This window comes from Aeromonas sp. ASNIH5, from assembly GCF_002902865.1.
GTDB lineage: Bacteria > Pseudomonadota > Gammaproteobacteria > Enterobacterales > Aeromonadaceae > Aeromonas > Aeromonas caviae.
The window spans coordinates 602,099-626,799 of sequence record NZ_CP026122.1; the positions used below are offsets into that span (position 1 = coordinate 602,099).

Annotated in this window: 23 protein-coding genes; 15 read left to right on the forward strand and 8 right to left on the reverse strand. The window is 56.5% G+C overall.

Annotated features, from left to right (window positions below; all coding sequences use genetic code 11):
* Window positions 1–67 precede the first annotated feature (67 nt).
* From uup to rmf, 3 genes are all read left to right on the forward strand, one after another.
* The gene (gene uup / locus C2U30_RS02610; protein WP_103243116.1) at window positions 68–1,978 is read left to right on the forward strand and encodes an ATP-binding cassette ATPase Uup; all 1,911 of its coding nucleotides are present in this window, start codon (window positions 68–70) and stop codon (window positions 1,976–1,978) included.
* Window positions 1,979–1,986: 8 nt separating this feature from the next.
* On the forward strand, window positions 1,987–3,636 hold the full coding sequence (locus C2U30_RS02615) for a DUF3466 family protein (protein ID WP_045524876.1): 1,650 nt from the start codon (window positions 1,987–1,989) through the stop codon (window positions 3,634–3,636).
* Window positions 3,637–3,793: 157 nt separating this feature from the next.
* The gene (rmf, locus tag C2U30_RS02620) at window positions 3,794–3,973 is read left to right on the forward strand and encodes a ribosome modulation factor (protein WP_005315693.1); all 180 of its coding nucleotides are present in this window, start codon (window positions 3,794–3,796) and stop codon (window positions 3,971–3,973) included.
* A gap of 80 nt (window positions 3,974–4,053) precedes the next feature.
* Here the strand turns inward: rmf and fabA are convergent, their stop codons facing one another.
* From fabA to C2U30_RS02635, 3 genes are all read right to left on the reverse strand, one after another.
* Complete coding sequence (gene fabA, locus C2U30_RS02625; protein ID WP_010674758.1) at window positions 4,054–4,614, reverse strand: 3-hydroxyacyl-[acyl-carrier-protein] dehydratase FabA; 561 nt, start codon at window positions 4,612–4,614, stop codon at window positions 4,054–4,056.
* A gap of 78 nt (window positions 4,615–4,692) precedes the next feature.
* Window positions 4,693–6,672 (reverse strand): Lon protease family protein, encoded by a 1,980-nt coding sequence (locus C2U30_RS02630; protein WP_029314542.1) that lies wholly within the window; start codon window positions 6,670–6,672, stop codon window positions 4,693–4,695.
* 80 nt (window positions 6,673–6,752) lie between these two features.
* Window positions 6,753–7,115 (reverse strand): helix-turn-helix domain-containing protein, encoded by a 363-nt coding sequence (locus tag C2U30_RS02635; RefSeq protein ID WP_103243117.1) that lies wholly within the window; start codon window positions 7,113–7,115, stop codon window positions 6,753–6,755.
* Window positions 7,116–7,238: 123 nt separating this feature from the next.
* On the opposite strand from C2U30_RS02635, the gene C2U30_RS02640 reads away from it, so the two are divergent.
* The 8 genes from C2U30_RS02640 to C2U30_RS02675 all read left to right on the forward strand — a co-directional run bounded on the left by C2U30_RS02640 (window position 7,239) and on the right by C2U30_RS02675 (window position 14,916).
* On the forward strand, window positions 7,239–7,490 hold the full coding sequence (locus tag C2U30_RS02640; protein WP_039040799.1) for a hypothetical protein: 252 nt from the start codon (window positions 7,239–7,241) through the stop codon (window positions 7,488–7,490).
* On the forward strand, window positions 7,477–9,003 hold the full coding sequence (locus C2U30_RS02645; RefSeq protein ID WP_042878226.1) for a replication initiation factor domain-containing protein: 1,527 nt from the start codon (window positions 7,477–7,479) through the stop codon (window positions 9,001–9,003). Before C2U30_RS02640 ends, C2U30_RS02645 begins: the two co-directional genes overlap by 14 nt.
* 27 nt (window positions 9,004–9,030) lie before the next feature.
* Entirely contained in the window at window positions 9,031–9,351 is a 321-nt protein-coding gene (locus C2U30_RS02650) for a hypothetical protein (RefSeq protein WP_103243118.1), read from the forward strand.
* Between the two features lie 303 nt (window positions 9,352–9,654).
* Entirely contained in the window at window positions 9,655–9,867 is a 213-nt protein-coding gene (locus C2U30_RS02655) for a hypothetical protein (RefSeq protein ID WP_042017657.1), read from the forward strand.
* Window positions 9,868–10,206: 339 nt separating this feature from the next.
* Window positions 10,207–11,316, forward strand: coding sequence for a hypothetical protein (locus C2U30_RS22585; RefSeq protein WP_139739368.1), 1,110 nt, complete (start codon window positions 10,207–10,209; stop codon window positions 11,314–11,316).
* Between the two features lie 5 nt (window positions 11,317–11,321).
* Window positions 11,322–11,636 carry a DUF2523 family protein gene (locus C2U30_RS02660; RefSeq protein WP_042878223.1) on the forward strand — a complete coding sequence of 105 codons (315 nt, stop codon included), beginning with the start codon at window positions 11,322–11,324 and terminating at the stop codon, window positions 11,634–11,636.
* A gap of 3 nt (window positions 11,637–11,639) precedes the next feature.
* Window positions 11,640–12,854, forward strand: coding sequence for a zonular occludens toxin family protein (locus tag C2U30_RS02665; RefSeq protein ID WP_042878221.1), 1,215 nt, complete (start codon window positions 11,640–11,642; stop codon window positions 12,852–12,854).
* Between the two features lie 640 nt (window positions 12,855–13,494).
* Window positions 13,495–14,916, forward strand: a complete 1,422-nt coding sequence (locus C2U30_RS02675; protein WP_032495448.1) for an IS66-like element ISKpn15 family transposase — start codon at window positions 13,495–13,497, stop codon at window positions 14,914–14,916.
* On the opposite strand, the gene C2U30_RS02680 is transcribed toward C2U30_RS02675, so the two are convergent.
* The 5 genes from C2U30_RS02680 to C2U30_RS02700 form a co-directional block, all read right to left on the reverse strand.
* Entirely contained in the window at window positions 14,871–15,758 is an 888-nt protein-coding gene (locus C2U30_RS02680; protein WP_158654830.1) for a DUF2971 domain-containing protein, read from the reverse strand. The two genes, C2U30_RS02675 and C2U30_RS02680, sit on opposite strands and share 46 nt — an antisense overlap.
* A gap of 158 nt (window positions 15,759–15,916) precedes the next feature.
* A complete protein-coding gene (locus C2U30_RS02685) occupies window positions 15,917–16,327 on the reverse strand; it encodes a hypothetical protein (RefSeq protein ID WP_042877955.1) in 411 nt (136 codons plus the stop codon).
* Window positions 16,328–16,439: 112 nt separating this feature from the next.
* Entirely contained in the window at window positions 16,440–16,790 is a 351-nt protein-coding gene (locus C2U30_RS02690; RefSeq protein ID WP_042877952.1) for a DUF3653 domain-containing protein, read from the reverse strand.
* A gap of 191 nt (window positions 16,791–16,981) precedes the next feature.
* A complete protein-coding gene (locus C2U30_RS02695) occupies window positions 16,982–18,277 on the reverse strand; it encodes a tyrosine-type recombinase/integrase (RefSeq protein WP_043152718.1) in 1,296 nt (431 codons plus the stop codon).
* 280 nt (window positions 18,278–18,557) lie between these two features.
* Entirely contained in the window at window positions 18,558–18,863 is a 306-nt protein-coding gene (locus tag C2U30_RS02700) for a YebG family protein (RefSeq protein WP_103243120.1), read from the reverse strand.
* A 214-nt stretch (window positions 18,864–19,077) separates the two neighbouring features.
* Between C2U30_RS02700 and C2U30_RS02705 the strand changes: the two genes are divergently transcribed.
* The 4 genes from C2U30_RS02705 (at window position 19,078) to rsmF (ending at window position 24,472) form a co-directional block, all read left to right on the forward strand.
* Window positions 19,078–19,722 (forward strand): paraquat-inducible protein A, encoded by a 645-nt coding sequence (locus C2U30_RS02705; protein ID WP_010674754.1) that lies wholly within the window; start codon window positions 19,078–19,080, stop codon window positions 19,720–19,722.
* Window positions 19,700–20,308 (forward strand): paraquat-inducible protein A, encoded by a 609-nt coding sequence (locus tag C2U30_RS02710; RefSeq protein WP_010674753.1) that lies wholly within the window; start codon window positions 19,700–19,702, stop codon window positions 20,306–20,308. Before C2U30_RS02705 ends, C2U30_RS02710 begins: the two co-directional genes overlap by 23 nt.
* 51 nt (window positions 20,309–20,359) lie before the next feature.
* On the forward strand, window positions 20,360–22,912 hold the full coding sequence (locus C2U30_RS02715; RefSeq protein WP_048207697.1) for an MlaD family protein: 2,553 nt from the start codon (window positions 20,360–20,362) through the stop codon (window positions 22,910–22,912).
* A 129-nt stretch (window positions 22,913–23,041) separates the two neighbouring features.
* Window positions 23,042–24,472, forward strand: coding sequence for a 16S rRNA (cytosine(1407)-C(5))-methyltransferase RsmF (rsmF, locus tag C2U30_RS02720; protein WP_103244631.1), 1,431 nt, complete (start codon window positions 23,042–23,044; stop codon window positions 24,470–24,472).
* The last annotated feature ends 229 nt before the right edge of the window (window positions 24,473–24,701 follow it).

The window sequence follows — 24,701 nt, forward strand, 5'->3', positions numbered from 1 at the left end:
ATTTGACGACAAAACGGGGGCAGACTCACGCTGCCGCCCGTTTTTTCATAAGCAACAAGGAACAAACATGGCTCTTTTGACATTGCACGGCGCGTCCCTGTCGTTCAGTGATTTTCCGCTGCTCGACCATGCCGAGCTCACCATAGAGCGGGGCGAGCGCCTCTGTCTGGTGGGTCGCAACGGGGCGGGCAAGTCTACCCTGATGAAGGTGATTGCCAGCGAACTGCCGCTGGACGACGGCCGTCTGGTGTTGCAACAAGATTTGAAAGTGACCCGCCTCGAGCAGGATCCGCCCGCCTCGAGCGAGATCACCGTGTTCGATTACGCCGCAGAAGGGTTGGCCGGGGTAGGGGAGCTGCTCAAGCAGTACCACCATGTCTCCCACGCCCTGGCGCACGACCCTTCCGATGCCAACATTCGCACCATGAGCCAGTTGCAGGAGCAGCTCGACTATCAGAACGGCTGGCAGTACGAGACCCGCATCAATCAGGTGCTGACCCTGCTTGATCTCGACCCTGATGTGACGCTCGACAGTCTGTCTGGCGGCTGGCTGCGCAAGGTGGCTCTGGCCCGCGCCCTGGCGTGTGACCCGGATCTGTTGCTGCTGGACGAGCCGACCAACCACCTGGACATCGATGCCATCAACTGGCTGGAAGAGTTCCTCAAGGACTTTCGCGGCGCCATCGTCTTCATCTCCCACGACCGGGAGTTCATCCACAAGCTGGCGACACGGATCATCGATCTCGATCGCGGCGTGATCACCTCCTGGCCCGGCAACTACGACGAATATCTGCAAGGCAAGGAGGAGTGGCTGCGGGTCGAGGAGCTGAAAAACGCCGAGTTCGACCGCAAGCTGGCCCAGGAAGAGGTATGGGTGCGCCAGGGGATCAAGGCGCGTCGTACCCGCAACGAGGGACGGGTGCGGGCCCTCAAGGCGATGCGCATGGAGCGCACCCAGCGCCGGGAGCTGCAGGGCAAGGCCAAGCTGCAACTGGACGAGGCAGGCCGCTCCGGCAAGCTGGTGTTCGAGACCGAGGGGCTGGGGCTGGACTTTGGTGATCGCACCCTGTTCCAGGGACTGGATCTGCAGGTGCTGCGCGGGGACAAGATTGCTCTGGTGGGCCCCAACGGCTGCGGCAAGTCGACCCTGATCAAGCTGCTGATGGGCCAGCTCGAGGCGAGCCGTGGCTCGGTGCGCCAGGGGACCAACCTGGAAGTGGCCTACTTCGATCAATACCGTGAGCAGCTCGACCCCGAGAAGACGGTGGTGGACAACGTGGGGGAGGGCAAGCAGGAGGTGATGGTTCGCGGCCGCTCCCGCCACATTCTCGGTTACCTGCAGGACTTCCTGTTCGAGCCCAAGCGGGCGCGCACCCCGGTCAAGGCCTTGTCAGGGGGCGAGAAAAACCGTCTACTGTTGGCCAAACTCTTCCTCAAGCCCAGTAACTTGTTGATTCTGGATGAACCAACCAACGACCTGGATGTCGAAACGCTGGAATTGCTGGAAGAGCTGCTCACCGATTACCCGGGCACCCTGCTGCTGGTCAGCCACGATCGCCGTTTCATCGACAATACCGTGACCGGCTGCTGGCTGTTTGAAGGGGATGGTCGGATCAGCGATTATGTCGGGGGCTATGCCGACATGATGGCCACACGAGCCCTGCAGGCAGCCCAACAGACGGCCAAGCCGGCCCCGGTCAAGGTGGCAGAGCCTGTCGCGTCGGCAGCGGAGCTTGCGAAAAAAACACGAAAACTCTCTTACAAGTTGCAACTGGAGCTGGATAATCTGCCAGCCCGGCTGGAACAGTTGGAAATGGAACTCGATGCCCTGCAGGCCGAGATTAACCACCCCGGTTTCTTCTCTCTGCCAGCAGAGCAGACCCAGCCCAAACTGGATGCATTGAATGCGGCAGAGGCCGCATTGGAACACGCCTTCTCCCGTTGGGAGGAGTTGGAAGCGTTGAAACATCAAGACTAAGGAAGTAGATGAAAAAGCAATTATCCATGCTGGCCATCCTGGTCGGCGCCAGCCTCAACGCGCAGGCGGCACAAAGCTCCTTTTTCACCATCGTCGATGACGAAGTCAAAGGCTATGCCAGCGGGATCAGCGGCGATGCCAACGGCCTCATCGGGCTCAACACCAAGAACAACATGGCGGAATACTTCTCCACCGTGCGGTTTGCCGACTTCCTGGTCGATCGTTTCCGTTTCGAGCAGGGTTGCATGCTCTCCAACTCGGTCTGCAACTCCTTCTGGAGCGACAACTCGGGCTTTGCCTACCAGTGGCGTCGCGACTTCCTGGACAAGGTGGATCAACGCAGCAACCTGGGCTACGTGACCAGCTCCGAGGTCGATGGCCTGGTGACGGCCCTCGGGGATGTCCCGGAGGATCGGGTCGGTTACAAGATGAATGGCAAGCTGCGCACCGCCTTTGCCGTGGTCAATGACGGCAACCCGGTCGAGCTCAAGGATGCGGCCAGCACCCACGGCCTGAGCGTACCCACCTCCATCAAGAAGCTGGACAACGGTCAGTATCTGGTGACCGGTACCGCGGCCAGCGACAAGTATCGCCACAAGGTGGGCGGTGACTTCTACAAGTGGTGTTTCGAGACGGGCAATGACAGCCAGTACGGTGACTTCCGCTACTGCCCCGGGGTCGATACCCAGGCGAGCTTCTGGCTGCTCAACAGCTCGGGCGGGTTCAACAAGCTGATGCAGGCCGGCACCTATGGCCATCAGCGTGACGAGGTGCTGCAAACCGCCTCTGCACTGGGCGTGGCCAAGTACAACGGCACCCTCTACGGCGTGGGCTACAGCTCTACCGGCGAGGTGGGCACTGGTGATCTGGATGGTCGTAACCTCGCCAGCTACTGGACCTTGGATACGGCTGCCGGCACCGTGGGCACCACCAAGATCATCCCGCTGCCGGATGGCGAGCCTGGCAAGGACGATGCCAAGCTGCAACACAGCTGGGCCGTGGCCGTCAACGACAACGGCTACGTGATCGGCAACCAGCGCTATCGCATCAACAAGGGACAGAACCGCCCGGTGGAGATGTTCCTGTTCAACCTGAGCAAGCCGGGTACGGCGGCCAGCCTTCCTCTCCAGGACAAGCCGGTCTCGGGGGCAGGCTCGGAAGCGGCCGCCATCAACGATCACAACATGGTGGTTGGCTGGCGCGACTCCCGTCACCAGACCCAACCGGTGGTCAATGGCACCAACCGCATGCAGGAAGCCTTCCTGCTGAACGCGGCCGCCCCGGCCAACAGCTGGTATCTGAACGATCTCATCTGTGGCAAGGATGACGCCGGCAACAAGCAGTGTGCCCAGAACGGCAAGTACTATCACATCGCTTACGCGAGCGGCATCAGCAGCGACGGCACCATTGCCGCGACGGCGTATCGCTATGACAGCGAGAGCGACCTCAACAAACGCGCCAACGCCACCGTGGTCGCCGTCAAACTGACGCCGGCCGTGGCGGATTATCAGGGCAATGCCCCGGCCAGCTATGTGGTCAGCAATGCGCCGGTCAACAACCAGACCGGTCAGGATGGTGGCGAGGGCGGTGGCGGCAGCCTGTTCTGGTTGACTCTGCTGGCGCTGCCCTTTGCCTGGCTGCGTCGCTATCAGCGATAAATAAGTGTCATCAAAAATTAATGCAGTTCAGTATCTTGTGTCACAATCCCTGAATAGCATGGAATTTTTTGTTTGACCCTGCCTCCCCCCTGGGGTAAAGATGAAGGCGACCGGTGAAAAACTGGTCGCTTTTTTTGTTCCACGAAGAGGGTCGTAGATGATGAAGAGACAGAAACGGGACCGTCTGGAGAGAGCTCGCGCTCGTGGTTATCAGGCTGGCGTAGTCGGCAAACAGAAAGAAGCGTGTCCGTACCAGTGCCTGGATGCCAGGGGCCATTGGCTTGGTGGTTGGCGTGATGCCATGGAAGGGCGAGGCTCAGGCCTCTTCATGAAGTAACCGATACTTCATCACTCATTACAAAAGGAAAGGGGCCATCGTGGCCCCTTTACGTTGTCTCTGCTCACCCAGGAGCAGGATCAGAATGCGGTGGTGTCTTTGAACAGGCCCACTTTCAGATCGGTGGCGCTGTAGATGGGGCGACCATCCACTTCCACGACGCCATCGGCAATGCCCATGACCAGTTTGCGGTTGATGACGCGCTTGAAGGTGATCTTGTAGGTGACCTTCTTGGCTGTCGGCAGGATCTGGCCGGTGAACTTGACTTCACCGACACCCAGCGCACGTCCCTTGCCAGGACCCCCTTTCCAGCCCAGGAAGAAGCCGACCAGTTGCCACATGGCATCCAGGCCCAGGCAGCCAGGCATGACGGGATCGCCGGGGAAGTGGCAGTCGAAGAACCAGAGATCCGGCGTGATATCGAGTTCAGCCAGGATTTCACCCTTGCCGTGCTCGCCGCCATGGTCGTTAATCTTGACGATGCGATCCATCATCAGCATGTTGGGGGCGGGCAGCTGGCTGTTACCTTCACCAAATAATTCGCCACGGCTGCAGGCAAGCAGCTCTTCACGGGTAAAGGACTCTTTGCCTTGTTCGCACAGGGAGAGGCGGGGATCAGTGGTGTCGTTATCTAGGGTCACGCTGTTTATCCTTCATATGGGTCAAAGCCGGGCCAATTTAGCTTACAGATGTTCGCTAAACAACTCCGATCACTTCATTTAACGGCCAAGCAGCCGATCCAGCAGGCTGCGCAGCAGGCCGCCACTCTTGGTTGCCGTGCCATTGAGTTCGTCCAGTCTCTCCTGGATGCGACCAAACAGGGTATCCGGCATGTCCGGTTCGCCAGCAACGCAGCCGGTGAGCAGCTCGATAGCCTCTTCCACGTGATCCACCGGGTGGATGTGGAACTGGCCGGCCTCTACTGCCGCGATCACTTCATCAGAGAGGTTGAGCTGCTGGGCGTTGGTGCCGGGCAGCAGAATGCCTTGCTTGCCGGTGAGACCGTGGATCTTGCACACCCGGAAGAAGCCCTCAATCTTCTCGTTCACGCCGCCAACGGCCTGCACATTGCCGAACTGGTCGACCGCACCGGTCACGGCGAAGTGCTGATAGATGGGCTGGCGGGCGAGGGCAGAGAGCAGGGCACACAGGCCGGTCAGGGAGGCGCTGTCACCATCGATCTCGTGGTATGACTGCTCGAACACAAGGTTGGCCGAGAGCGGCGAGGGGTTCTCTGCGCCGAACTTGTTGGAGAGGTAGCCGTGGATGATCATCATGGCTTTGGCGTGAATGTGCCCGGCGAGCTCCGCCTTGCGCTCGATGTCAGCAACATCGCCATCCCCGAGGTGGACGGTCGCGGTGAGGCGTACCGGCTCCCCGAAGTCATAGGGATGGCCGGCCACCTGGATGACGGAAAGGCCGTTGATCTGGCCAACCTCTTCACCGTCGGTCTGCAGCAGGATCTGGCCGTCGATGACACCCTGATCCGATTGCTCCACCAGATAGTTGAGGCGGTAATCCTGTTCTTCCAGGGCGAGCAGGATATGTTCGTCAGTGACGCAGATCGCTTCCAGCTCGCGGGCCAGGCTGTCGGCCATGCGCATGATGGCGCCGAGCTGTACCTCGGAGAGGGATAGCCACTCCTGGTGGTCACACAGGCGGCTGGCATGGCGACAGAGGGCGAGGAGGGCACCTGGGGTGAAATCCAGCAGCGCCCAGCGCGCTCGCAGCCAGGCGAGATATTGCAGGAAGGCGGGGAGATCTTCCTCGATGTTCACTTCGGAGACCAGATCGGCACGCAGGAAGATGCGCTCCGCCATGTCCCTGTCCAGCATCTGGAATTCCGCCACGTCCAGCCTGTCACCGACCAGGATCAACTTGAACCGGATGGGGGTCGCCTCCGGGGTGAAGAACGGCGTCAGCGTCTTGCCTTCCTGATAGGCATTCCAGTCCAGCTCGCCTTTTTGCATGGCGTTCTTGAGCTTGAACCAGAGATGAGGCTGATCCAGCAGCTCATCAAGCTGCAGTATCAGGTAACCACCGTTGGCTTCCCGCAGCAGACCAGGTTCCAAAAGGTGCTGGTTGGCGTAAACGGAGCCTTGTTCCGTCTGATAGTTGATGGAACCGAACAAGGTATCCCAGTTCAGGTCACGGCCGTAGACGACAGGGGCTTGCTGATCCTCATGATGGATCAGCAGGTTGATGAGCACCGGGTGCTGGAACTCGAGGCCCTGGGCGACATGGGCGGCCAGATCGGAGAGGAAATCCACGATCTTGGGGTCGTTGTTCTGTTTGCGGATGATCCGGGTGACCAGCCGCTCGGCGTCGAGATGGTGGCTCATCAGCTTGAGCAGCTCACCGACCATTTCGCAGAACTCGAAACCCGAGCCCGGTTGCAGGCGCAGCCAGATGGGCTTGAAAGGGTTGTTGAGATTCTCGGTATAACAGAGATCGAACAGGTCGCCATCCTTGCCATTCGAAGAGGCGATCAGGGTCTGGCAGACATTCTCGTAATCTGCACCGGGGAAACCGTTGAGGATCATGACCGGGCAGTCACCATCAAAACTGGCCAGCCGTTTGATACCCGAAATCGCTCTGGGTTGCAGGGCGGCAAACGGAATGGGGTCGAGTTCGCCAAGTGTGGGGAACTGCTCAATCGAGAAAGCGGGTTTTAATTGTTCTGATGTTAATTCAGCCACTTAAGACATCCGGTCGGGGATAGGATCAATTGCCACCATTATACACAGTTCGGTTGAGGGTGACAGAATACCAAGATATTTCATTTAACATAATATACATTATGCGCGGTATGGTCAGGCCCGCTCAGTGGAGACAGAAACACAGCCGCCGCAAGGGCTACCGCCGTGCCAGCTCCTTTCGAATACTTCGCCAGGATATCGTACCAAGCCTGTTTCAGCTCGGGATCGGTCTCTCTGACAGCCGCAAGGCTTATTAGCACTTCTTTGACGTCTAGGCCGATTTCCTCGGCAATCTTTTTTGCAGTCTCATCAGTGAGTTGCGCTTTGCCTTTGGTCAAACGTGAGACGTGAGATTGTGTAAAGCCAAGCTCTACAGCGACTTCCTGAAACTGGGTGAACTTTTTGGCTCTCATGTAGGCCTGGATCAGCGTTTTAGAGTCCATTTGCCTTAACTCCTCAGTTTATCAATGGCCGTATCATAACCATTTTGCGGCCAAAAAGGCCCGTTGAAACTTACTTGGGAAATTGATCAAATGCACTTGCCTACTAACTCAAGTGATTGATCTATGACCCACTCTAGCCCACAAAACCAGGATCTGCCCGCGCTCATTGAGCGCAAGGTCTATTGGCAGGCAGAGCCGACTGGCGATTACTCCGCCTGCATCGCGGGTCAGGTCGAGATGTTCCGCGACCTGCATGAGCTGCGGGTCTATCTGTCGATGACGTACCCCGATACCGTGTTCGAACTGGTGGAAGTCACCGAGGACACGTGGCGCGGCTTCTATGACCAGGGAGTGTTTTTCGATGACTGGTCATAGCTCCGTGATGCCGATAAATGGGGTTATCGGCAACAAAACCCTGATCGATTATCTGTCCTTCACCTGGGCGCCGACCGAGTTGATCCAGATGAAGGAGCTTGCCAAGCAAGGGGCGCTCTTGAAGGCTATCCCGCGCTTCGATACCAAGGTGAAGGCCCTGCAAGCGGCCATTTCTGAACCCCCTGTCGAGGGGCTGCGTTATCTCTGGAAGCGTCCGGTTGGCTTCGCTCCCCTCGCCCGTTTTGACAAGGTGACAGAACGCCTGTGCGGCAAGGCCGAACGGCTGGGGGTCTCCCCTGCCCCAACGGTTGAATATGACAAGACCACTGAGCGGTTAAGCCTCCAGGGGGTGCCTAAGTCCCCTGCCCCTGTCGTGACGCTATCCATGACCGAAATGATGGAGCGTGCTTTGCATTCCGGTTACAAGGCCCGTGCCGACATTCGTAAGGAGTTGAAGGCGGTCTGCACTGCCCTGCTCAAGTTCTCCGAGTTCGAGGTTGTCGAGGGTGCCAAGTATTGGGAAGCCTACAACGACTTGATCGACTGCTACGGCGTCCAGTTCCTGGATGCCCTCTGCTGCAACGAGCTGGAGCTGTGGTTAGAGGAGCTGAATACCCGTATTGGTGTCCCCATCCCCGAACCGCGCTTCACGATGCGCCCTCGCCGCTCTGGCCTGCACGGTTACGCCAATTCGGCTGACCTGCTGTGTGACGGCATCCCCTGCGGCCTGATTGGCTGGGGTGCGGCAAACCATGGTTGCATGGTGAGTTTTTCCGGTGTGGGTTGTGCCGCCCTGGATTTCCAGGCTTTGCATGATGTTATCTCTCACATTCCAGGCGTGCGCATCACACGGGTGGATCTCGCCCTGGATGACTACAGCGGCGAGCACATCACCTACCAGGGTGCCATTGCCGGCGCGGAAGCCGGCGAGTTCCATCCCCAGCGGGGCCGCGCTCCGTCCTGGATGAAGATTGAATCGGGTGAGTTCGTGATCACCGAGGTTGCCAAGGGCATCGCCAAGCGCTTTGGCATGGTGCCGACCAAGGGCTGCTCGTTCTACGTGGGCAGCCGCATCAACGGTAAGTGCGCCCGGGTATACGAAAAGGGCAAACAGATGCAGTCGGCTGAGTATCCGAATTGGGTACGCGCCGAAGGCGAGCTGCACAATAAGGACCGCATTATCCCGCTGGACGTCCTGGTAAACCCAGACCCCTATTTTGCGGGGATGTATCCGCAATTTGATAAATGGCTGGCTGCTATCCAGGAAGCGGAAATAAAGCCCGTCAGACTGACCACCTTTAAAAACAAGTTCAAAACGTCCAGGGACAATGCCGTCTTTAATATGTCCCGCATGGCGGGTCGCCTTGTTAATTGGTTAGCGAACATCGAGGGATTATCGCCTGAGAAGATTGTTAACCAATTAACTGCGCACCTGGAAGAAAGTGATATTCCGGCGCGATTAAGAATGCCGCTCCCTCCTGACTTGGACGAGCTGCCTGTATTTTCGACCTAACTAAGGTTCTTCAACGAGGTAATAACTATGTCTATTCTGTCTGGTGTTCTGGTCACTCGCGTGACCTATGGCTACGGTGTTTCCCGCAAATCTGGCGCTCCGGTGCCTTACGACTTTGCCCAGGTCGAATACCTGGCTCCTGCAAACAACGTCAACAAGCCGGAGTGCAATATCAACTCCTGGGGCTATGAGGTTCGCCAGTTGTCCCTGCGCAATGATGCGCCGACTATCAAGGAAATGGCTGATTGCCCCAAATTGGTGGCGATTGATCTTATTCTGGAAGCGGATCCCCAGAATCCGACCCGTAACGTTGTCGTCGGCTACCAAGCATCTAAAAAGCCTCTGTAAACAACCAGCGCCAACGAGGAGGAGGAGCGAGGGCGCGCAGCGACCGACGACGAGGGCGCAATAATGATTTGCCTGGATATTACCTCCGAAGGATATACCCGCCTTTCAGAGGGGGATTCTTGTAATTACGTGCTCTTGACTGTCCAGGAGCATACCAAACTCACCGATATCTCTAATTGGTTCCAATTCGATATATCGGTTGTGGGAATTGCCTTTAGCTCTGGGATTGTTATTTGGGCTTTGGGTTTAAAACTGGGCGCTATTGCCCGTGTCATTGTAGGTGCAAAAAGAGGATAAACGAGTATGCGTAACTATTTCCGTAATGGCTGTATCGCCCTGGTGGGCTCCGTAGCTGCTGTCGGTGCCAATGCTGCTGATGGTGGTATCGCTGCCGCTGCGGGTGCTGCCCTGGATGCTGCCCAGTCTGACGTCACTACTACCGCGCCCAAGGTGATGATGGTCGTGGCTACAGTCGTCGGGGTCGGTATCCTGATCGCGCTCATGCGTAAGGCTTAAACCGTGTCCCTCTTGATTGGGACGCTATGGTTTTTGTTCTTTGTCGAAGGCTGGAGAACATCGTTTTCGATATGACATAAGGCGGCTTCGGTCGCCTTTTTTATTGGGGGTCGCGTGAGATTGCTTTATCTGCTCTTCCTGGTGCCGCTGGGGGCGTTTGCGAGCTGTCCGGCAGGGCTCAATCTGCAAAATGTGCCTATAGGTACAGAAATGCCCTATTGCGTTAAATGGGAGTCCTCCACTCTGGGCGGGTGTCAGGTCGTTTGCCCTGGAGTCTGTGTTGAAACGCCATCTACGGGCACCATGGGCCCCATACAGTCTAACGGTGTGGAATGTACCGTGGGCACTGGTACTGGTACTGGTGGCGACGGTGGCGATACTGGGGGCAGTCCTGGCGGGGATGGTAGTCTTCCTGGTGATACCGATAATATTGCTGGTTGGCAATATTTTAATCATTACGGTTATCAGACCGTGGGTCATACCCTTTCAAAGATTAATACTAATTTAGGTAAGCAGTTGACGGGGGTTAATTCTAGACTTTCTGATTTGAAGGATTATTCCAATCAGATCGCTGATAATACATTTAAGACCCAGCTCGGATTGTCTGGCGTTAATGACAAGCTTAATGAGGCGCTAACTTATATACGGGAAACCCCTGGTCGAATAGAGGGGACTAATCTTTATTTGTCTCGCATGGAGGCTGATTTTGATTTGGCAAATCTCCAGTTAAAGAAAATCGCTGATAGCATGGTCTCTTCTGGCGGTAAAAGTGGTGCCGTTTCTACTGTTGATTTATCTGCAATCAAAGGTGATGTGGCCTCGCTTAAAGCAATGCAACAATCATCAATGTCAATCATTGGCTCTATTCTTGGCAATACTGGCTCCATGGATTCCAACTTGCGCAATATGTCGGGACATTTGGGGTCTATCGATGGCACACTTAGATCGATGAATAGCACAAGCTCATCCCAATTAGGCGGTATGCAAAACAGCCTTGCGGCTATCAAGGGGATGACTCAACAGGCGTTAAATTCAGGCTGGGGAAATTCTGGCAGTGGTCAAGATGGGTCTGGCGACTTTAATATTGATTATTCTCAGATGCCAGGTTCTTCATCAAATCCATTGCATGTGGCAAAGGCTGAATATGAATCACCGCTTTGCTCGGGTGATGCTAGTTGCGCCTTTGACCTGGAGCAGATAACGAAAGTATATGGTGAGCATAAGGAGGCTTTAAAAAGCCAGTATATTTCTATTAAAAATGAAATGACCGATATGTTTAAATATCAGTTCTATGGCTCTGCCTCGGCTCCTAAATGCTTCGATATGTTCTCCATATTTGGAAAGGATTATCAAGTCTGCCCTGATTCCGATGGCTATTGGGATTTTCTGGCGGCTTTGATGATGTTTATTTTCTACTTTACAGCATTCATTATTTTGACTAGAAGGTGATAGCGATGGAGTGGTTAGGTGATTTATTCAGTGGGTTGTTTCAGGATATATATGATCTTGCTGTCCAGGTAACGGCCTGGATTTCGGTAAAACTGGCTATTCAGTGGATTGAGTTTAAAATATTCCTGTTGGTGTTTTCATGGGATGTTGCCAGGGAAATCCTCATAAACTTGCAATTCAGTGATTTGATATCGTCCTCCTTTAATAGTCTCCCAGCATCTGTGCGGGATATTTTGCTCTATCTGCAATTTGACAAGGGTCTGTCCGTTATTACCCAGGCATTTGTGACGCGCTTTCTACTGAATATCTTCGGGTGGTGATCCATGTCCATCAAAATCCATCACGGTGCGCCAGGGTCTTATAAATCAAGCGGCGCTATTCACACCGATGTGATCCCGGCCATCAAGGCGGGTCGCTACATCATTACCAACGTGCGGGGCTTCTCGGTGGAACGTTGCCGCGAAGTGTTGGGTAAAGAGGTGCCGGACGGCTTTGAGGTGCTCTATGTCGAGACTGAATCCCAGGAGGGCCGCGATCATCTGGCGCGGTTCTACCATTGGGCACCCAAGGGGGCATTCTTCCTGGTCGATGAGGTGCAGCGGGTATTCCCGCCAGCATGGCGCCAGAGTGACCTGGATAAACTCGATTATCCTGGTGGGCCGGATAAGGCGAAAGAGGATGGCCGACCCGAAACAATCGACGTCGCTTTTGATATGCACCGTCACCATAACTGGGACTTTGTATTAACCACCCCGAACATCAAAAAGGTGCACCAGGTAATTCGGGCTGCGGCTGAAACGGCCATTCGTCATACCAATATGGCGATATTGGGCATTGGTGGCCGTTATAAGACCGTTCTTCACCTTTCCGATAACTCCGGTACGTCTCTTTCTGATGTCCTGCAAGCCAAGCCATTTAATAAGGTGCCCAAGTATGTTTTCAAACTTTATGACTCAACTGCGACCGGTAAAGTCTCGGATACAATCGCGGGTAGCTCGATGCTCCGAGACCCTAAAATACTTTTTGTTCTGGTCGTTTGGGGACTCTGTATGTTCTTTGGTTTCATCAAGCCTGAGTATATTGACTCGCCTGCTAAAGCCCCTGTGGTGGCTTCTGCGCCCGCTGATGCCGCTATTTCGGTTCCTGGGCAAGTGGGTGCTGCGCCCGCTGCTAATGTACGTCCTAGTGGCGCTCCTGCTGCGGATGCTGCTGGCGTCTTTGCTGTAGGTCCGTTCGCCGGATACCGGATGATCATCAACTGCCATGTGCTGACCAAAAGTGATCGAGACGTCTACAACGTCGAATATTGCTTCGCCCTGCGCAAAGGTGACGACGAGCAAGCCATCTATGCCGAAGAGTGGCCGCAATTCTTCGTCGATTTGAAGCCCATGACGGCGTGTCATGCGGTTATCCAGTACCAGGGGCAGCCAGTGGACGTTTATTGCGACCCTGACGGGGATGCGCTGCGAAAGCGGGTCAATGGGGCGCTCTTTGCTGGTGCCAAGAATGACGGGATGCCTAGCGATGACCGGACATAAAAAAAGCTCGGGGGTTACTGTGGTTGGCATCATTGCTGTCTGCATTGATATTGCCATCCTGATAGCCATAGGGAGCAATCCTAGCTATTCCGCCGAGGCTCGTTGGGCCTGTGTTGCCCTGGTGGCGCTGTTCTCGTTGCCTCCCCTGCTCTGGCTCTTTGGGGGTCACCTTATCGAGCTGGAGGTTAAGTGGCAGCACCACTGCCGGGCAAAACGCCGCGCTCGCTCTGCTGCCACTCACGTTAAGAATGGCCGCTGACCATTAGCATATGGTGAGCTGCGCGAACCATGATAAACGCCCTGCCGGAGGGCGCTTGCGTCCCGAGGACCTATGCCCCCCAGGTGTCCGCCTCCCTGGGGTGATTCACGACATTGAGTGCCTCCGCTGAAATAACCCCCTTCCCTGCTAAACTGTGTTCTTTATGTATTGCTGTTATCATGGAGGGGCGCTATTAGAGTTTAATAAACTCTAATAGCATCTATTTCAAATCGTGAGTTATTAATCTCACACTTAAATACCTCCACATGATGCAATGGTAAGTATTCACCGGAACAGTATTGACACAGGAAAAATGAGACGATCGTCTCTTGATCCCACTTTCCTGCTTGCTTGATCCTGCTCCTTAGATACGCTCCCCCCATGAGCAAAAACACCATGCATTCCGCGGGAATGCCCACCACTCTGGAGCAGGCCAACGAGCTGATTTATAAGCTCCTCGACCGCATCGCCGAGCTGGAGGACCGCCTCAATCAGCACAGCGGCAACTCCTCCAAGCCGCCTTCCAGCGACGGCCCCGGTGCACCGCCGCCGGCCCGCAAGCGTCCGGCGTCCGGCAAGCAACGGGGGGCGCAGCCCGGTCACAAGGGACATCGCCGCGAGCGGCATCCGCTTGATGCCCGCCTGACCCTGGTCCCGCATTACCCTGCCGCCGATTGCGCTTGCTGTGGCGGGGACATGGTGGCCCATGCCAAACCCTATCAGGTTCATCAGGTGTTCGAGCTGCCCGAGGTGAGCTATCTCGTCACCGAACACCAACTGTATCGTGCGACCTGCTCACGGTGTATCGGCACGACCCAGGCCGCACTGCCAGACAACGTCAGCAGCAGCCAGATGGGGGCCAATCTGCTCAGCTACATCGCGCTGCAAAGCGGCCAGTTTCACCAGAGCGTCAGCCAGATACAGCAGCAGCTCAAACAGCATTTCGGCCTGAGTTTTAGCCGGGGCGCCATCAGTGAGGCGCAGGGGCGGGTGAGTGCCATGCTCACCCCGACCTACCAGGCCATCAAGCAGCAGGTGCAGACGGCCACCCACGTTCATGCCGATGAGACCCGGCATCAGCGGGGTGGAGAGCGCCGCTGGATGTGGCTGGCGCTGAGCAAGATAGCCGTCTGCTTCATGACGGCCTATGGCCGTGGTCAGGAGGCGGCCAAGCGGCTGCTGGGCGCCGAGTTTGACGGGGTGCTGGTGACCGACCAGTACGCCGGCTACCGGTTTATCGACGCCGACCAGCGGCAACTGTGCTGGGCCCACGTGGCCCGCAATCTCGTGGCCATCGCCGAGAGTAGCGAGCAGTGCAACCAGCCCATCGGTGCCCGGTTGGTCTTGCTGGCGGATGCGGTGTTTCGTACCCGGCACCGTTGGGAAAGCGGTGCGTTGAGCAAGCAGAAATACCTGCGCAGGCTCGCGCGTTACCGGCAAAGCTGGCGAAGCCAGTTGGAGCGCGGCGCCCTGTTGTGCAGCAAACGCTACCGTGGACGATGCCAGTTGCTGCTGCGGGATGACGAGATGCTGTGGCGGTTTATGACTGACGACGAAATAGCGCTGACCAACAACGAGGCGGAGCGGGCGCTGCGTGGCTATGTGCTCTGGCGCAAGGGTAGCTACGGCGTGTGGTCTCACCGGGGCGAGCTGTTTCGCCAGCGCATCCTGTCGTTGGTGGAGACCGGCAAGCGATTGGGCCGCTGCCCACAGGAGTGGTTGAGGGCCGTGGTCAGGGCGTGCATCGAGAAGACAGATTATCCCATCCCGGCAGAACTGATGCCGTCAACCCCGTCCTGGTGAATAGATACATGCAATGGATGATTTGGATTCTTAAATGCATTTATAATCTTATCCTTTTCATTAAACCTAGCTCCAAGGTAGATTCTTTTTATTTTGTTTGCAGGAACTTTGCTTAAGTACATAAATAAATTGCTTTCAAATACATTGTCAAAGAACTCAAGGTCGGAGCATTCGGTTGTTGTATAACCATTATCAAGATACTTTATTTTTGATTTGTTTATTCTATTTCTAAGTTCTTTGGGTATTGTTTTTCCTGGTTTCAATTTGACGTAATCAGCCTCAAGAAAAGACATTATATTTCTATGCTCTTTCTCGTACATCCATTCATCACTTTTAAGGGTTAGGTGTTTCATGCATAGATCAATTGTTATTTTATTCTGATTTTGGACGTTTATTTCTACTATGTCGCTATAATCAGCTCTCCTTGTATCGTATTTTACTCGTTGAAAGGAGTGCAATGCATTTGATAATGTATCATATAGCCTAGGCTTTGATTTTGACCAGTCTGTTTCAACTTCAATGCAGATACCTTCATGGTTGTCTGCATAATGTGCCCACATTAATAAATTTCTATGTGTTTCGCTAAAAGAAATGACACCAGCGCCATTTAGTGTCCCTTTTATGTTTCTCTCTACTACTTTTTTTAATTCTTCCTCTTTATCAGCATCAATGTCATCTTCAGAAATCATTGATTTCATCATTTCATCTACAATTCTATCAATATCATCCGATAAACTACCTTCAAAAGGGTCATTGAGTTCTTCGACTAAAGATATCCTGAATGTCGGATTTTCAAAATATTCAACCCCTAGATAACTCATATATTTAAATGCTGTATTCACTTAAAGCCCCCCCCGTGTAGTAATACGGGGGGAATTCTACCCGCATGGCTCCCAGAGCGTCCACAACGAAAAGGGGGCTTGCGCCCCCCGCCCTGCCTACTCGATGCCTAGCTTCTTCCGCCATCCTTCCTGGGCAGTTCCCCAGGTGGATGCGGTATTCATGCTTGGCCGACTGCGGATAGCCTCAGCTCTTCCATCAACCAAGCCATGGCGTCCTCCTGGTTCTTGAAGGTTCTGACATTCTGCTGCTTTATGTTGGGTACTCGCTCAATCGCGATGTCGTGTAGTACCTGGGATCTGATGACATGAGCTTTAGCGACCATCTTCTGGCCGTTGAGCCAACCATTGAAGTCATTAGCTGTACTGAGAGCCTCATCGGTGCCGCCCTCGTAGCTTCTTGTATCGACGAGGAAGCAGAACGGACGACCGTCAAGGCTGGCGATGAGAGACTTCACGCTGTCAACCCAAATCCTGCAACCTTCCGAGTTGAACGCCCCTATCAGTTGGCTTTGGATCACTTGTTCAGAAATGCTGGAGGTATGTTTGCCATGAGCAATAACGGGCCCCATCCGAACCTATCCCCATGTTTTTATGTGTGTGTTGAATTATCTTGCATTCAACTGAAAACGTTTGCAAGCCTGTCCAGATCAGGAAAAAGGGGGCTTGCGCCCCCTCCCCTGTCTACTTGATACCTAGTTTCTTCCGCCAGTGGAAGGCTTCCTTCTGCTTCTCTGACAGCTCGGCCTGGATGATGGCCAGCGCCTCGATCCTCCTTCTGTCGAACATGACGCCATTCGGTGCGATCAGGCAGTCATTCTTCATCCGCCATCCCTTCCACTCCTTGAAAATCGTGGGCAGCTCCCGCCCAGATGCCATACGCATAAGCCGTTTATAGACAGGTGGGATCTCTTTACCCTTATCCCAATTTGTGACCTGCCTCACAGAAACGAAACATAGATTTGCCGTCTCCTCTTCCGATAAACCGCATTCAAACCAACGAAAAATGAAGTTTTTGGTCAACTCTCGTTCCATCCAAGTAAATACCTGATAAACCAGCAAAATTGCGTGGGCTGGCTTATCGGCGGGCTTCACATGGGCATTTAACCAAACGCGACATTATGCGCGATGTCGGATTTATGAGTCCCAGGGCATGGTCAATCAAGGATTGCCTTTAGGTCCCGCGTCTTGGCTATGAGTGCAGTTTTATTGTTCACCACTGGTTATCAATCATATGTACGGTCCTGGTCGAGCAAGTGGTCCAGCGGCTTGCGGCTGGCACTCTCGTGACGTTCCCGGTTGCCGGTGTGCAGGTACTTGGAGGTGGTGTCGATGCTGTCATGTCCCGCATCGGCTTGTACGTGGGATAAAGGCCTGCCGTGCAGATTGATGTCATGGGTGATACCGGTGTGGCGAATGGAGTGCGGCGTCAGGGTTCGCATTTCAGCGGCATCCTGATCAAAACAGTCTTGTTCGGCAAGGCTTGCAGCCTGTTCAAATACCGCCATTACCAGGTCTCGTAGCTGGCGGATACCCAGATTGGCATTGAGTTCGCCTTGTTCGCGGCCATGGGCCGCCGCCTTGTGGCGTACGAACAGCGGGGTTTGCTCTCCGGGGGCCGGCAGTGGCGAAAGTCCAAGAAAGGTACGATAGCGAGCCAGGGCTTCGAGCAGAGCCTGAGAAACGGCCACGGTGCGACGTTTACCGCCTTTGCTGCGGGGAATGTCATAACCCCAGACGCCCGTTTTGGCGTCACGTCGAAACTGGCCCATGACGGGGCTGAAACCCGGCCTGGCCGCCACCTCGGAAATCCGCAGATAACAGGCATACATCAGACAGATGAGAAAGCGGCTGCGCTCATGTTGTGCCGGGCATTCGGCAGCGAGCTGTTCGGCGGCTTGCATCACATAGGACCATTGCAGTTCGGTGAAGGATTGTGCGTCTTCACCAGCCTCCTGGGGGCCCGCACGTTTAACCCGCTGCAGCAGGAGAGCCGGATTGCGATCCATGTACTCCTCCTGGATGAGAAACTGGAAGAAGGCGGACAAAATGGCGAGTTTTGTCTTCATCGCCTGCTCACTCAGTCGATACGGCAGCTCCCGGCCCAGTTCCCGCTTGCCAAGAAACGGACGCCACAGGGGGTTTGGCAACCGTTCCCCCCACTCCTTGTCGAGCACGAACTGGGCGACGTTGCGATAGGCAATCAGTCCGGACGGTGGCGCCTGGCAATAGTCGAGATAGCGCATCATGATGCGCCTGGTGAGATCCCTGGGGCTGATGGCCACCTCGCAAAAACACCAGTGCAAAAAAGTGGTCAGCTCACTGCGATAGGTCTTGTAGTTGTTTTCGCTGTGGCGCTGCTCCAGCAGCCAGTCGACGGCCAGCTCATACACGATCCCCGCGTCGGGGACCTTGCCAAGACTCAGGGTGGCGAGGTACTGGTTGACCTGGGGATTGCCCGCCTCAAGGTGGTCCACGCTATCGAACAGTGGCATGGCGGGTGGAAGTGCTGGATGAGTCATGATGGTGTGTGATGTCGGTTGAATGTTTTGAACGGGGCCGCAACCCCCTGATGCCGATAAATGGGGTTATCGGCATCAGGGCTTGCAGTGCGCCTTGGGGGCAACGACCTGAGGCATCTTGCTGTGATACCCCATGATGACGAGCAATCGGCATATTCAATGAATATGCGGTCTGGTTGGAAAATTCTCGGGGAAAAGAGTCGTGACAATGACTTAAGTTGCACTTTTCATGAATGAGATAGCGGGTTCTGCCTCACATCCCCTTCCCCGCCCTTTCGTCTCAAGCCACGCTCTTCAGGGGCTTCCCCTTTGGCAGTTCAGTATCCTGCTTGTCTTCTTTGGGGGGATTCCCCTGCCCTTTTCCACCGCGCAATACCTGCTGCAACTGATCCCGCTGCTCGGCCAGATAAAAGGCCAGACTCTCCTGCTGTTCCGGTGCAAGCGCGACCGGCGCACCCGCCAGCAGTGTCATCAGCTCATCGGCGGTGTCCAGCAGTTTGTCATAGGCATCCGCCTCTTTCTTGCTGGCAAAGGTCATCTTCTCCACTCCCCCACGTACCACAACATACTTGATCTCAACGGCCATCGCGGCGCCCTCCTGATGATAGTGATTGCAAGTATATGTACGTATATACAGTATTGCAAATACCCTCAGCATGTCGGCATGCATCGCCAGCCCCTGCTTGGCCGGCCAGTTCACAGCGGAAAACACGTCTTTTCAAAGGGGGGTGTGCAGCGCGGCAAGACAGGGCAGGCGTTTTAAGGTAAATTTCATCAATTCCTTCAACAGGTTGAATCGTATGTCGGATCCGCACTCGGTGATTGTCTGTCCGGCCTGTGACTTGCTGATCGAACGCAAGTTGCTGCCGCTGCGCCGTCACGCCCATTGCCCCCGCTGTCATCAGCATCTCTATGGGCGCTATGCCTTTCGCCCTTCCCAGTTGATGGCGCTGACCATCACCGGATTCCTGTTGCTGCCTTCCGCGTTTTTTGAGCCTTTGATCTATCTTCGTCTGGCGGGCGTGAACTCGGACGCCAACCTGATCAAGGGAATTATGATGCTGTATGCCGAGAGCGAGCTCTGGGTGGCAACACTGGTGCTCTGGTGCGCCGTGCTGGCGCCGACGGGGCTGCTGCTCGGGATCTTTGCCCTCGCCTCCGGCCTGGCCAAGCGCTGGCATCTGCTGGCGTGGACCCTCAAAGCGGTCGAGGTATTTCGCCACTGGGCCATGCTGGAGGTGTACATCGTCAGCCTGCTGGTCGCCCTGTTCAAACTTATCGACATCGCCGACGTGCGCCTGGGAGGCGGTCTGCTGAGCCTGGGTTGTCTGATGCTGCTCAACATGACGCTGCTGATCCTCTTTGATCCTGCCCCTTACTGGGAGCGGATTCCGCTGCAACATGCCTCCCGGGAGCCGGACCATGTCCCCGATCAGCGCCCGTGAACTGGGGCTTTGCCGCTGCCATACCTGCGGGTTGCTGGTGCGCCATCAACACGGCATGAGCTGCCCTCGTTGTCACACCCCCTTGCAGATGCGCATCCCCCATTCCCTCGCCTGGTCATGGGGCCTGTTGGCGCTGGCCACCTTCATGTTGTTGCCTGCGAACCTGCTGCCCATCACCCACTTCTACAACAAGGGATTATTGCAGTCCGATACCATTTTCAGCGGTATCATGGCGCTCTATCGCAGCAAGATGTCCGGCATCGCCACCATAGTACTGACCGCGAGCATCATCGTGCCCATCGGCAAGATCCTGGGTCTTGGCTGGATCTGCTGGCAGTTGCAGCGCAGCAAGCCGGTGCGCCGCAAACGCCAGCTCGTCATGTACCGCATCATCGATTTCATCGGACGCTGGTCCATGCTGGACCTGTTCGTCATCTCGCTGATGGTGGCCCTGGTGGATCGCGGCGTGCTGCTCAACGTGCGTGCCGGCCCCGGGGCGACGGCGTTCGCCGGCGTGGTGGTGCTCACCATGATGTCGGCCAGGATGCTCGATACCCGCCTGTTGTGGGACAAGGCGGCCCGTTAATGTTTTTTGTGTCGAACGCGCTGTGCATCACAGCCAATGTAAGGAGTCGGTATGGTCGGGGCTGAGCCCGTCATTGAGAAGCACCGCTGGTTATCACCGGTCTGGTTGCTGCCCTTCATCGCCCTCTTGCTGGCGGGAGGCTTTCTCTACCAGCAGTGGACGAGCAGTGGTCAACTCATTCGCATCAACTTTGCCCAGGGCAACGGTATCTTGCCGGGCAAGACCCAGCTGCGCTATCAGGGGGTCGCCATCGGCGTGGTCCAGGAGCTGGAACTGGCACAGGATGGTCGCAAGATTGCGGTGCTGGCCAAGGTGGACAGCCGTGCCCGCTCCCTCATACGCAAGGGCTCCGACTTCTGGCTGGTGAGTCCGAAGGCGTCACTGACCGAGATCTCCGGCCTGGACACCCTGGTGTCCGGCAACTACATCAACCTGCAACCCGGACGGGAGAACAACCCGCTGGAGGATGAGTTCGATGCCCTGGATGGCCCTCCCCCCGGTTATCAGGCCCAGGGGCGAACCCTGCACCTGACAGCCGATTCTCTGGGGTCGGTGGGCATCGGTGCCAAGATCTATTTCCGCGGGCTGGAGGTGGGCAGTGTCATCAACACCCGTCTTGGGGAAGAGAACCAGAACGTGATCCTGGATCTGGTGATCGAGCCGCGCTTCGAGCACCTCGTCAAGGCGGATACCCGATTCTGGAACATCAGCGGCATCAAGGGCTCCTTCAGCCTGGCTGGCGTCAGCGTGGAGGCGGGCAGTCTCACCTCCATCCTGAGCGGCGGCATTGCGTTTGACTCCCCCAAGGATTCTCCCGTGGCGCAAAAGGGGGTCAACTTCATCCTCTACAAGGGGCTGGCCGAGGCCGCCCGGGGTGAGCGCATCACCATCCAGGCGGGGACTCTGCCCATCAAGGAAGGGATGCCCATCCTCTATGAGGGCATCGAGATTGGACGCATAGACCCCATTCGTCTGACCGAGCAGGGGCGGAGCGTGACGGCCCTCATCAACCCCGAACAGGCGTTCCGGGTGACCGGCAAGAGTCGTCTGGTGTGGGAGACGGTCTCTCTCTCCCCTGCCGGGATCAAGCATGCGGATCGCCTGCTGGCCGGGCCCGCCATTCGTCTGGACTATGAACCCGGTAAACGGGTCAACACCATGACCCTGGAGAGCCAGGCACAGCGCGGCGGCATCAAGCTGACCCTGCAGGCAGAGGATCTCGCCGGTTTGAGCGAAGGGGCTCCGCTCTGGTTCAAGGGGTTGCAGATAGGTCAGCTCGGGGCACTGACCCTGGATGCCGGCGGCAATGCCAGTGTCGAGTTGCTGGTGAACGAGCGTTATCGCCATCTGCTGCAACGGGCTCGCTTCTATCGCGCCGCCCCCTTGCAGGTGGAGGCGGATCTCAGCGGTATCAAGGTGGAGACCAGCCCGGCCAGTGCCTGGTTGGCGGGGGGCATCAAGCTGGTACAGGCTGCGAAGGGTGACAGGATTGACCGCCTCTACCCCAGCCAGGAGCTGGCCCTGCTTGGGAGCCGCCATGCCAAAGCGGTCAGCTGGACGCTGCGTGCCGCTCAGGCTGATGGTATCGGTGTGGGCTCCCCCGTCCTCTACCTGGGACTGGAAGCGGGCAAGGTCAAGGCGCTGGATGCCGATGGTCGCGGTGTGGCCATCACCCTGGAGATCGATGCCATCTATGCTCCTTTGCTCAAGCAGCAACCTCAGTTCTGGAAGAAGGCCGCCATCGACGGCAAGATCCGGCTCGACGGCGTGCAGGTCAAGATGGGGAACCTCGCCACCCTGCTGCGTGGTGCCATCGAATTCGACAAGCTGGGGACAGGTCGCAGCAGTCATCAGCTCTTTGACAGCAAGGAGCAGGCAAGCTCCCAGGTGCGTACCCTCACGCTCACGGCGGATCACAACCCGGGTCTCGGGGTTGGCAGCCCCATCCGCTATCGCGGAGTGGACATCGGCAAAGTAGAGCAGGTGGAACTGGACCCGACCCTGGGCCAGGTAAGCTTCAAGGCCGAGCTGAATGAGCAATATGCCGCGCGTTTCCTGCAATCCGGGGCACGCTATGCCCTGGTGCAGGCCAAGGTCGGGCTGGGGGGGGTTGCCCACCTCGATACCCTGATCAAGGGGGCCTTTGTGGAGGCGACACCGGGCCGGGGGGCTGGCAAGGAGACCTTCCCCTTGAGCCAGAGTGGCCCCGCCGGTCTTGCCCTGACCCTCAAGAGCCCCTCCGTCGATGGCATCAGCGTGGGCAGCCCCCTGCTGTTTCGCAAGATGGTCGTGGGCAGCGTCACCGGCGTGACCCTGGCCCGGGATGGCAGTGAGGTACTGATCGATGTGAATGTGGATGGACAGTACGCCCATCTGATACGCGCCAATAGCCGCTTCTGGAATGTCTCCGGGGTCAAGGCCGATATCGGGCTGACCGGTGGCACCATCGAGGTCGAAACGGTGCAAAGCCTGCTGGCAGGCGGGATTGCCTTCAATACGCCGGAGCGGGAAATGGGCGCGACCGTCAAGGCGGGCCATCGTTATCCGCTTCATGCCAAGGCAGAGAAAGAGTGGCTGGAGTGGAGCCCCCGCATCTTGCCCTGAGTTATTCCCCTGTTCGTCAAAAACCGGCCTTGTGCCGGTTTTTTTATGGCCTCATGGACTCCCCCATCAAGAAGGGCCGCGCACTGTGGTAAGATGTCGCCCCTCATTTTGGGTCAGCGAGATTGCGCCGTGCACGACAACACCTACCTCCCCGATCACTTCCTGCGTCACATTGCGGAGTTCATGCCATCCCATCTCTCCATGGAGGCATTCGTGGCGAGTTGCCGGCAGCCGCTGCGGCGCAGCATCAGGGTCAACACCCTCAAGATCACGGTATCCGAGTTTGTCGCCCGTATGGCGCCGCTTGGTTGGCAGCTGGATCCCGTGCCCTGGTGTGCAGCCGGCTTCTGGCTCACCCGCAGCGATGAGAGCGTTCCCCTTGGCAACACGGCCGAGCATTTGTGCGGCCTCTTCTATATCCAGGAAGCGAGCTCCATGTTGCCGGTGACGGCGCTCTTTGCCAGTGAGCAAACCAGAGGGGATGGCATGTTGCTGGACGCGGCCGCCGCCCCTGGCTCCAAGACTACCCAGATCGCGGCGCTGATGGAAAACCGCGGCATGCTGATCGCCAACGAGTTTTCCAGCAGCAGGTTGAAAGTGCTGAGCGCCAATATCCAGCGCTGCGGTGTGACCAACGTCGGCATGACCCATTTCGATGCCAAGGTCTTTGGCCAATGGCTGCCTGAAACCTTCGACGCCATCCTGCTCGACGCCCCCTGCTCCGGCGAGGGGACGGTGCGAAAAGATGAAGACGCGCTGCGCAACTGGAGTCTCGAGAGCATCGACGAGATTGCCGCGGTGCAGCGTGGCCTGCTGGAGAGCGCTTTTCACGCCCTCAAACCCGGCGGCGTACTGGTCTACTCCACCTGCACCCTGAGCCTGCAAGAGAATCAGGCCGTCTGTCAGTCACTGCAAGAGAAGTTCGGTGATGCCTTCAGCTTTGACTCGTTGGCCGATCTCTTTCCGGAAGCGGAGAAAGCCTGTACAGCGGAGGGATACTTGCACGTTTGGCCCCAGATCTTCGACAGTGAAGGCTTTTTCGTCGCCCGGTTACGCAAGCATCACTCCGTGCCCAACACCATGTTCAAACCGGGCAAGCTCGGCAAGTTCCCCTTCTCGCCGCTGTCAGAGAAAGAGGCTGGCCCCATGCTGCGGGAGATTGAAGGGAATTTTGGCATCGTGCCCCATGGCCAACTGTTTGGCCGCAATGACGAGATCTGGCTCTTCCCTCACGCCTTCGAGCAGGTACAGGGGAAGCTGCGCTTCGATCGCATCGGCATCAAGCTGGCTGAGACCTTCAAGAAGGGATATCGATTGACCCATGAATGGGCTCTGGCTTACGGCCATGAGGCGAGTAAGGGATGCGTCGAGCTGGATGCCGCCAATGCCCGTGAATTCATGATGGGACGAGATGTCTGGCCAGAGCAGGATGCCGGGAGTGGGGAAGTGATCGTTCGTTACCAGGGGCACCCGCTCGGCATGGGGAAATGGGTGGGGAGTCGCATCAAAAATGCCCTGCCCCGGGAGCTGGTACGGGACAACAACCTGTTCAATGCGTGAGAGTGGGTCGCTCGAGCAATAATAGCGCCTGTTCGAGTCTGAAAAACCCCCACTCTGGTTGAACTTTTACCCGGTTCTTGAAATGCCTAGAGCCTTGTCTAAGCTTAAGGCTATCCGCATACCAGTTAGCGCACGGCTCTGCAAGGAGCCAATTCCCCTATGCCAGGTACAAGGAATTCGTACCTGGCTTTTTTTGTCTTCCTTTTTGGGGAGCCCGCAGAATTCGGAA

Bases quoted from the DNA above. Each gene is read 5' to 3' on its own strand.
- C2U30_RS02640 (WP_039040799.1), top strand. From the start codon at position 7,239: ATGACCCACTCTAGCCCACAAAACCAGGATCTGCCCGCGCTCATTGAG.
- C2U30_RS02660 (WP_042878223.1), top strand. From the start codon at position 11,322: ATGGAGTGGTTAGGTGATTTATTCAGTGGGTTGTTTCAGGATATATAT.
- C2U30_RS02665 (WP_042878221.1), top strand. From the start codon at position 11,640: ATGTCCATCAAAATCCATCACGGTGCGCCAGGGTCTTATAAATCAAGC.
- C2U30_RS02690 (WP_042877952.1), bottom strand. From the start codon at position 16,790: ATGGAACGAGAGTTGACCAAAAACTTCATTTTTCGTTGGTTTGAATGC.
- C2U30_RS02615 (WP_045524876.1), top strand. From the start codon at position 1,987: ATGAAAAAGCAATTATCCATGCTGGCCATCCTGGTCGGCGCCAGCCTC.
- C2U30_RS02715 (WP_048207697.1), top strand. From the start codon at position 20,360: ATGGTCGGGGCTGAGCCCGTCATTGAGAAGCACCGCTGGTTATCACCG.
- C2U30_RS02655 (WP_042017657.1), top strand. From the start codon at position 9,655: ATGCGTAACTATTTCCGTAATGGCTGTATCGCCCTGGTGGGCTCCGTA.
- uup (WP_103243116.1), top strand. From the start codon at position 68: ATGGCTCTTTTGACATTGCACGGCGCGTCCCTGTCGTTCAGTGATTTT.
- C2U30_RS02675 (WP_032495448.1), top strand. From the start codon at position 13,495: ATGAGCAAAAACACCATGCATTCCGCGGGAATGCCCACCACTCTGGAG.
- C2U30_RS02650 (WP_103243118.1), top strand. From the start codon at position 9,031: ATGTCTATTCTGTCTGGTGTTCTGGTCACTCGCGTGACCTATGGCTAC.
- C2U30_RS02685 (WP_042877955.1), bottom strand. From the start codon at position 16,327: ATGGGGCCCGTTATTGCTCATGGCAAACATACCTCCAGCATTTCTGAA.
- rmf (WP_005315693.1), top strand. From the start codon at position 3,794: ATGATGAAGAGACAGAAACGGGACCGTCTGGAGAGAGCTCGCGCTCGT.
- C2U30_RS02700 (WP_103243120.1), bottom strand. From the start codon at position 18,863: ATGGCCGTTGAGATCAAGTATGTTGTGGTACGTGGGGGAGTGGAGAAG.
- C2U30_RS02710 (WP_010674753.1), top strand. From the start codon at position 19,700: ATGTCCCCGATCAGCGCCCGTGAACTGGGGCTTTGCCGCTGCCATACC.
- C2U30_RS02695 (WP_043152718.1), bottom strand. From the start codon at position 18,277: ATGACTCATCCAGCACTTCCACCCGCCATGCCACTGTTCGATAGCGTG.
- C2U30_RS02705 (WP_010674754.1), top strand. From the start codon at position 19,078: ATGTCGGATCCGCACTCGGTGATTGTCTGTCCGGCCTGTGACTTGCTG.
- C2U30_RS02635 (WP_103243117.1), bottom strand. From the start codon at position 7,115: ATGGACTCTAAAACGCTGATCCAGGCCTACATGAGAGCCAAAAAGTTC.
- C2U30_RS02645 (WP_042878226.1), top strand. From the start codon at position 7,477: ATGACTGGTCATAGCTCCGTGATGCCGATAAATGGGGTTATCGGCAAC.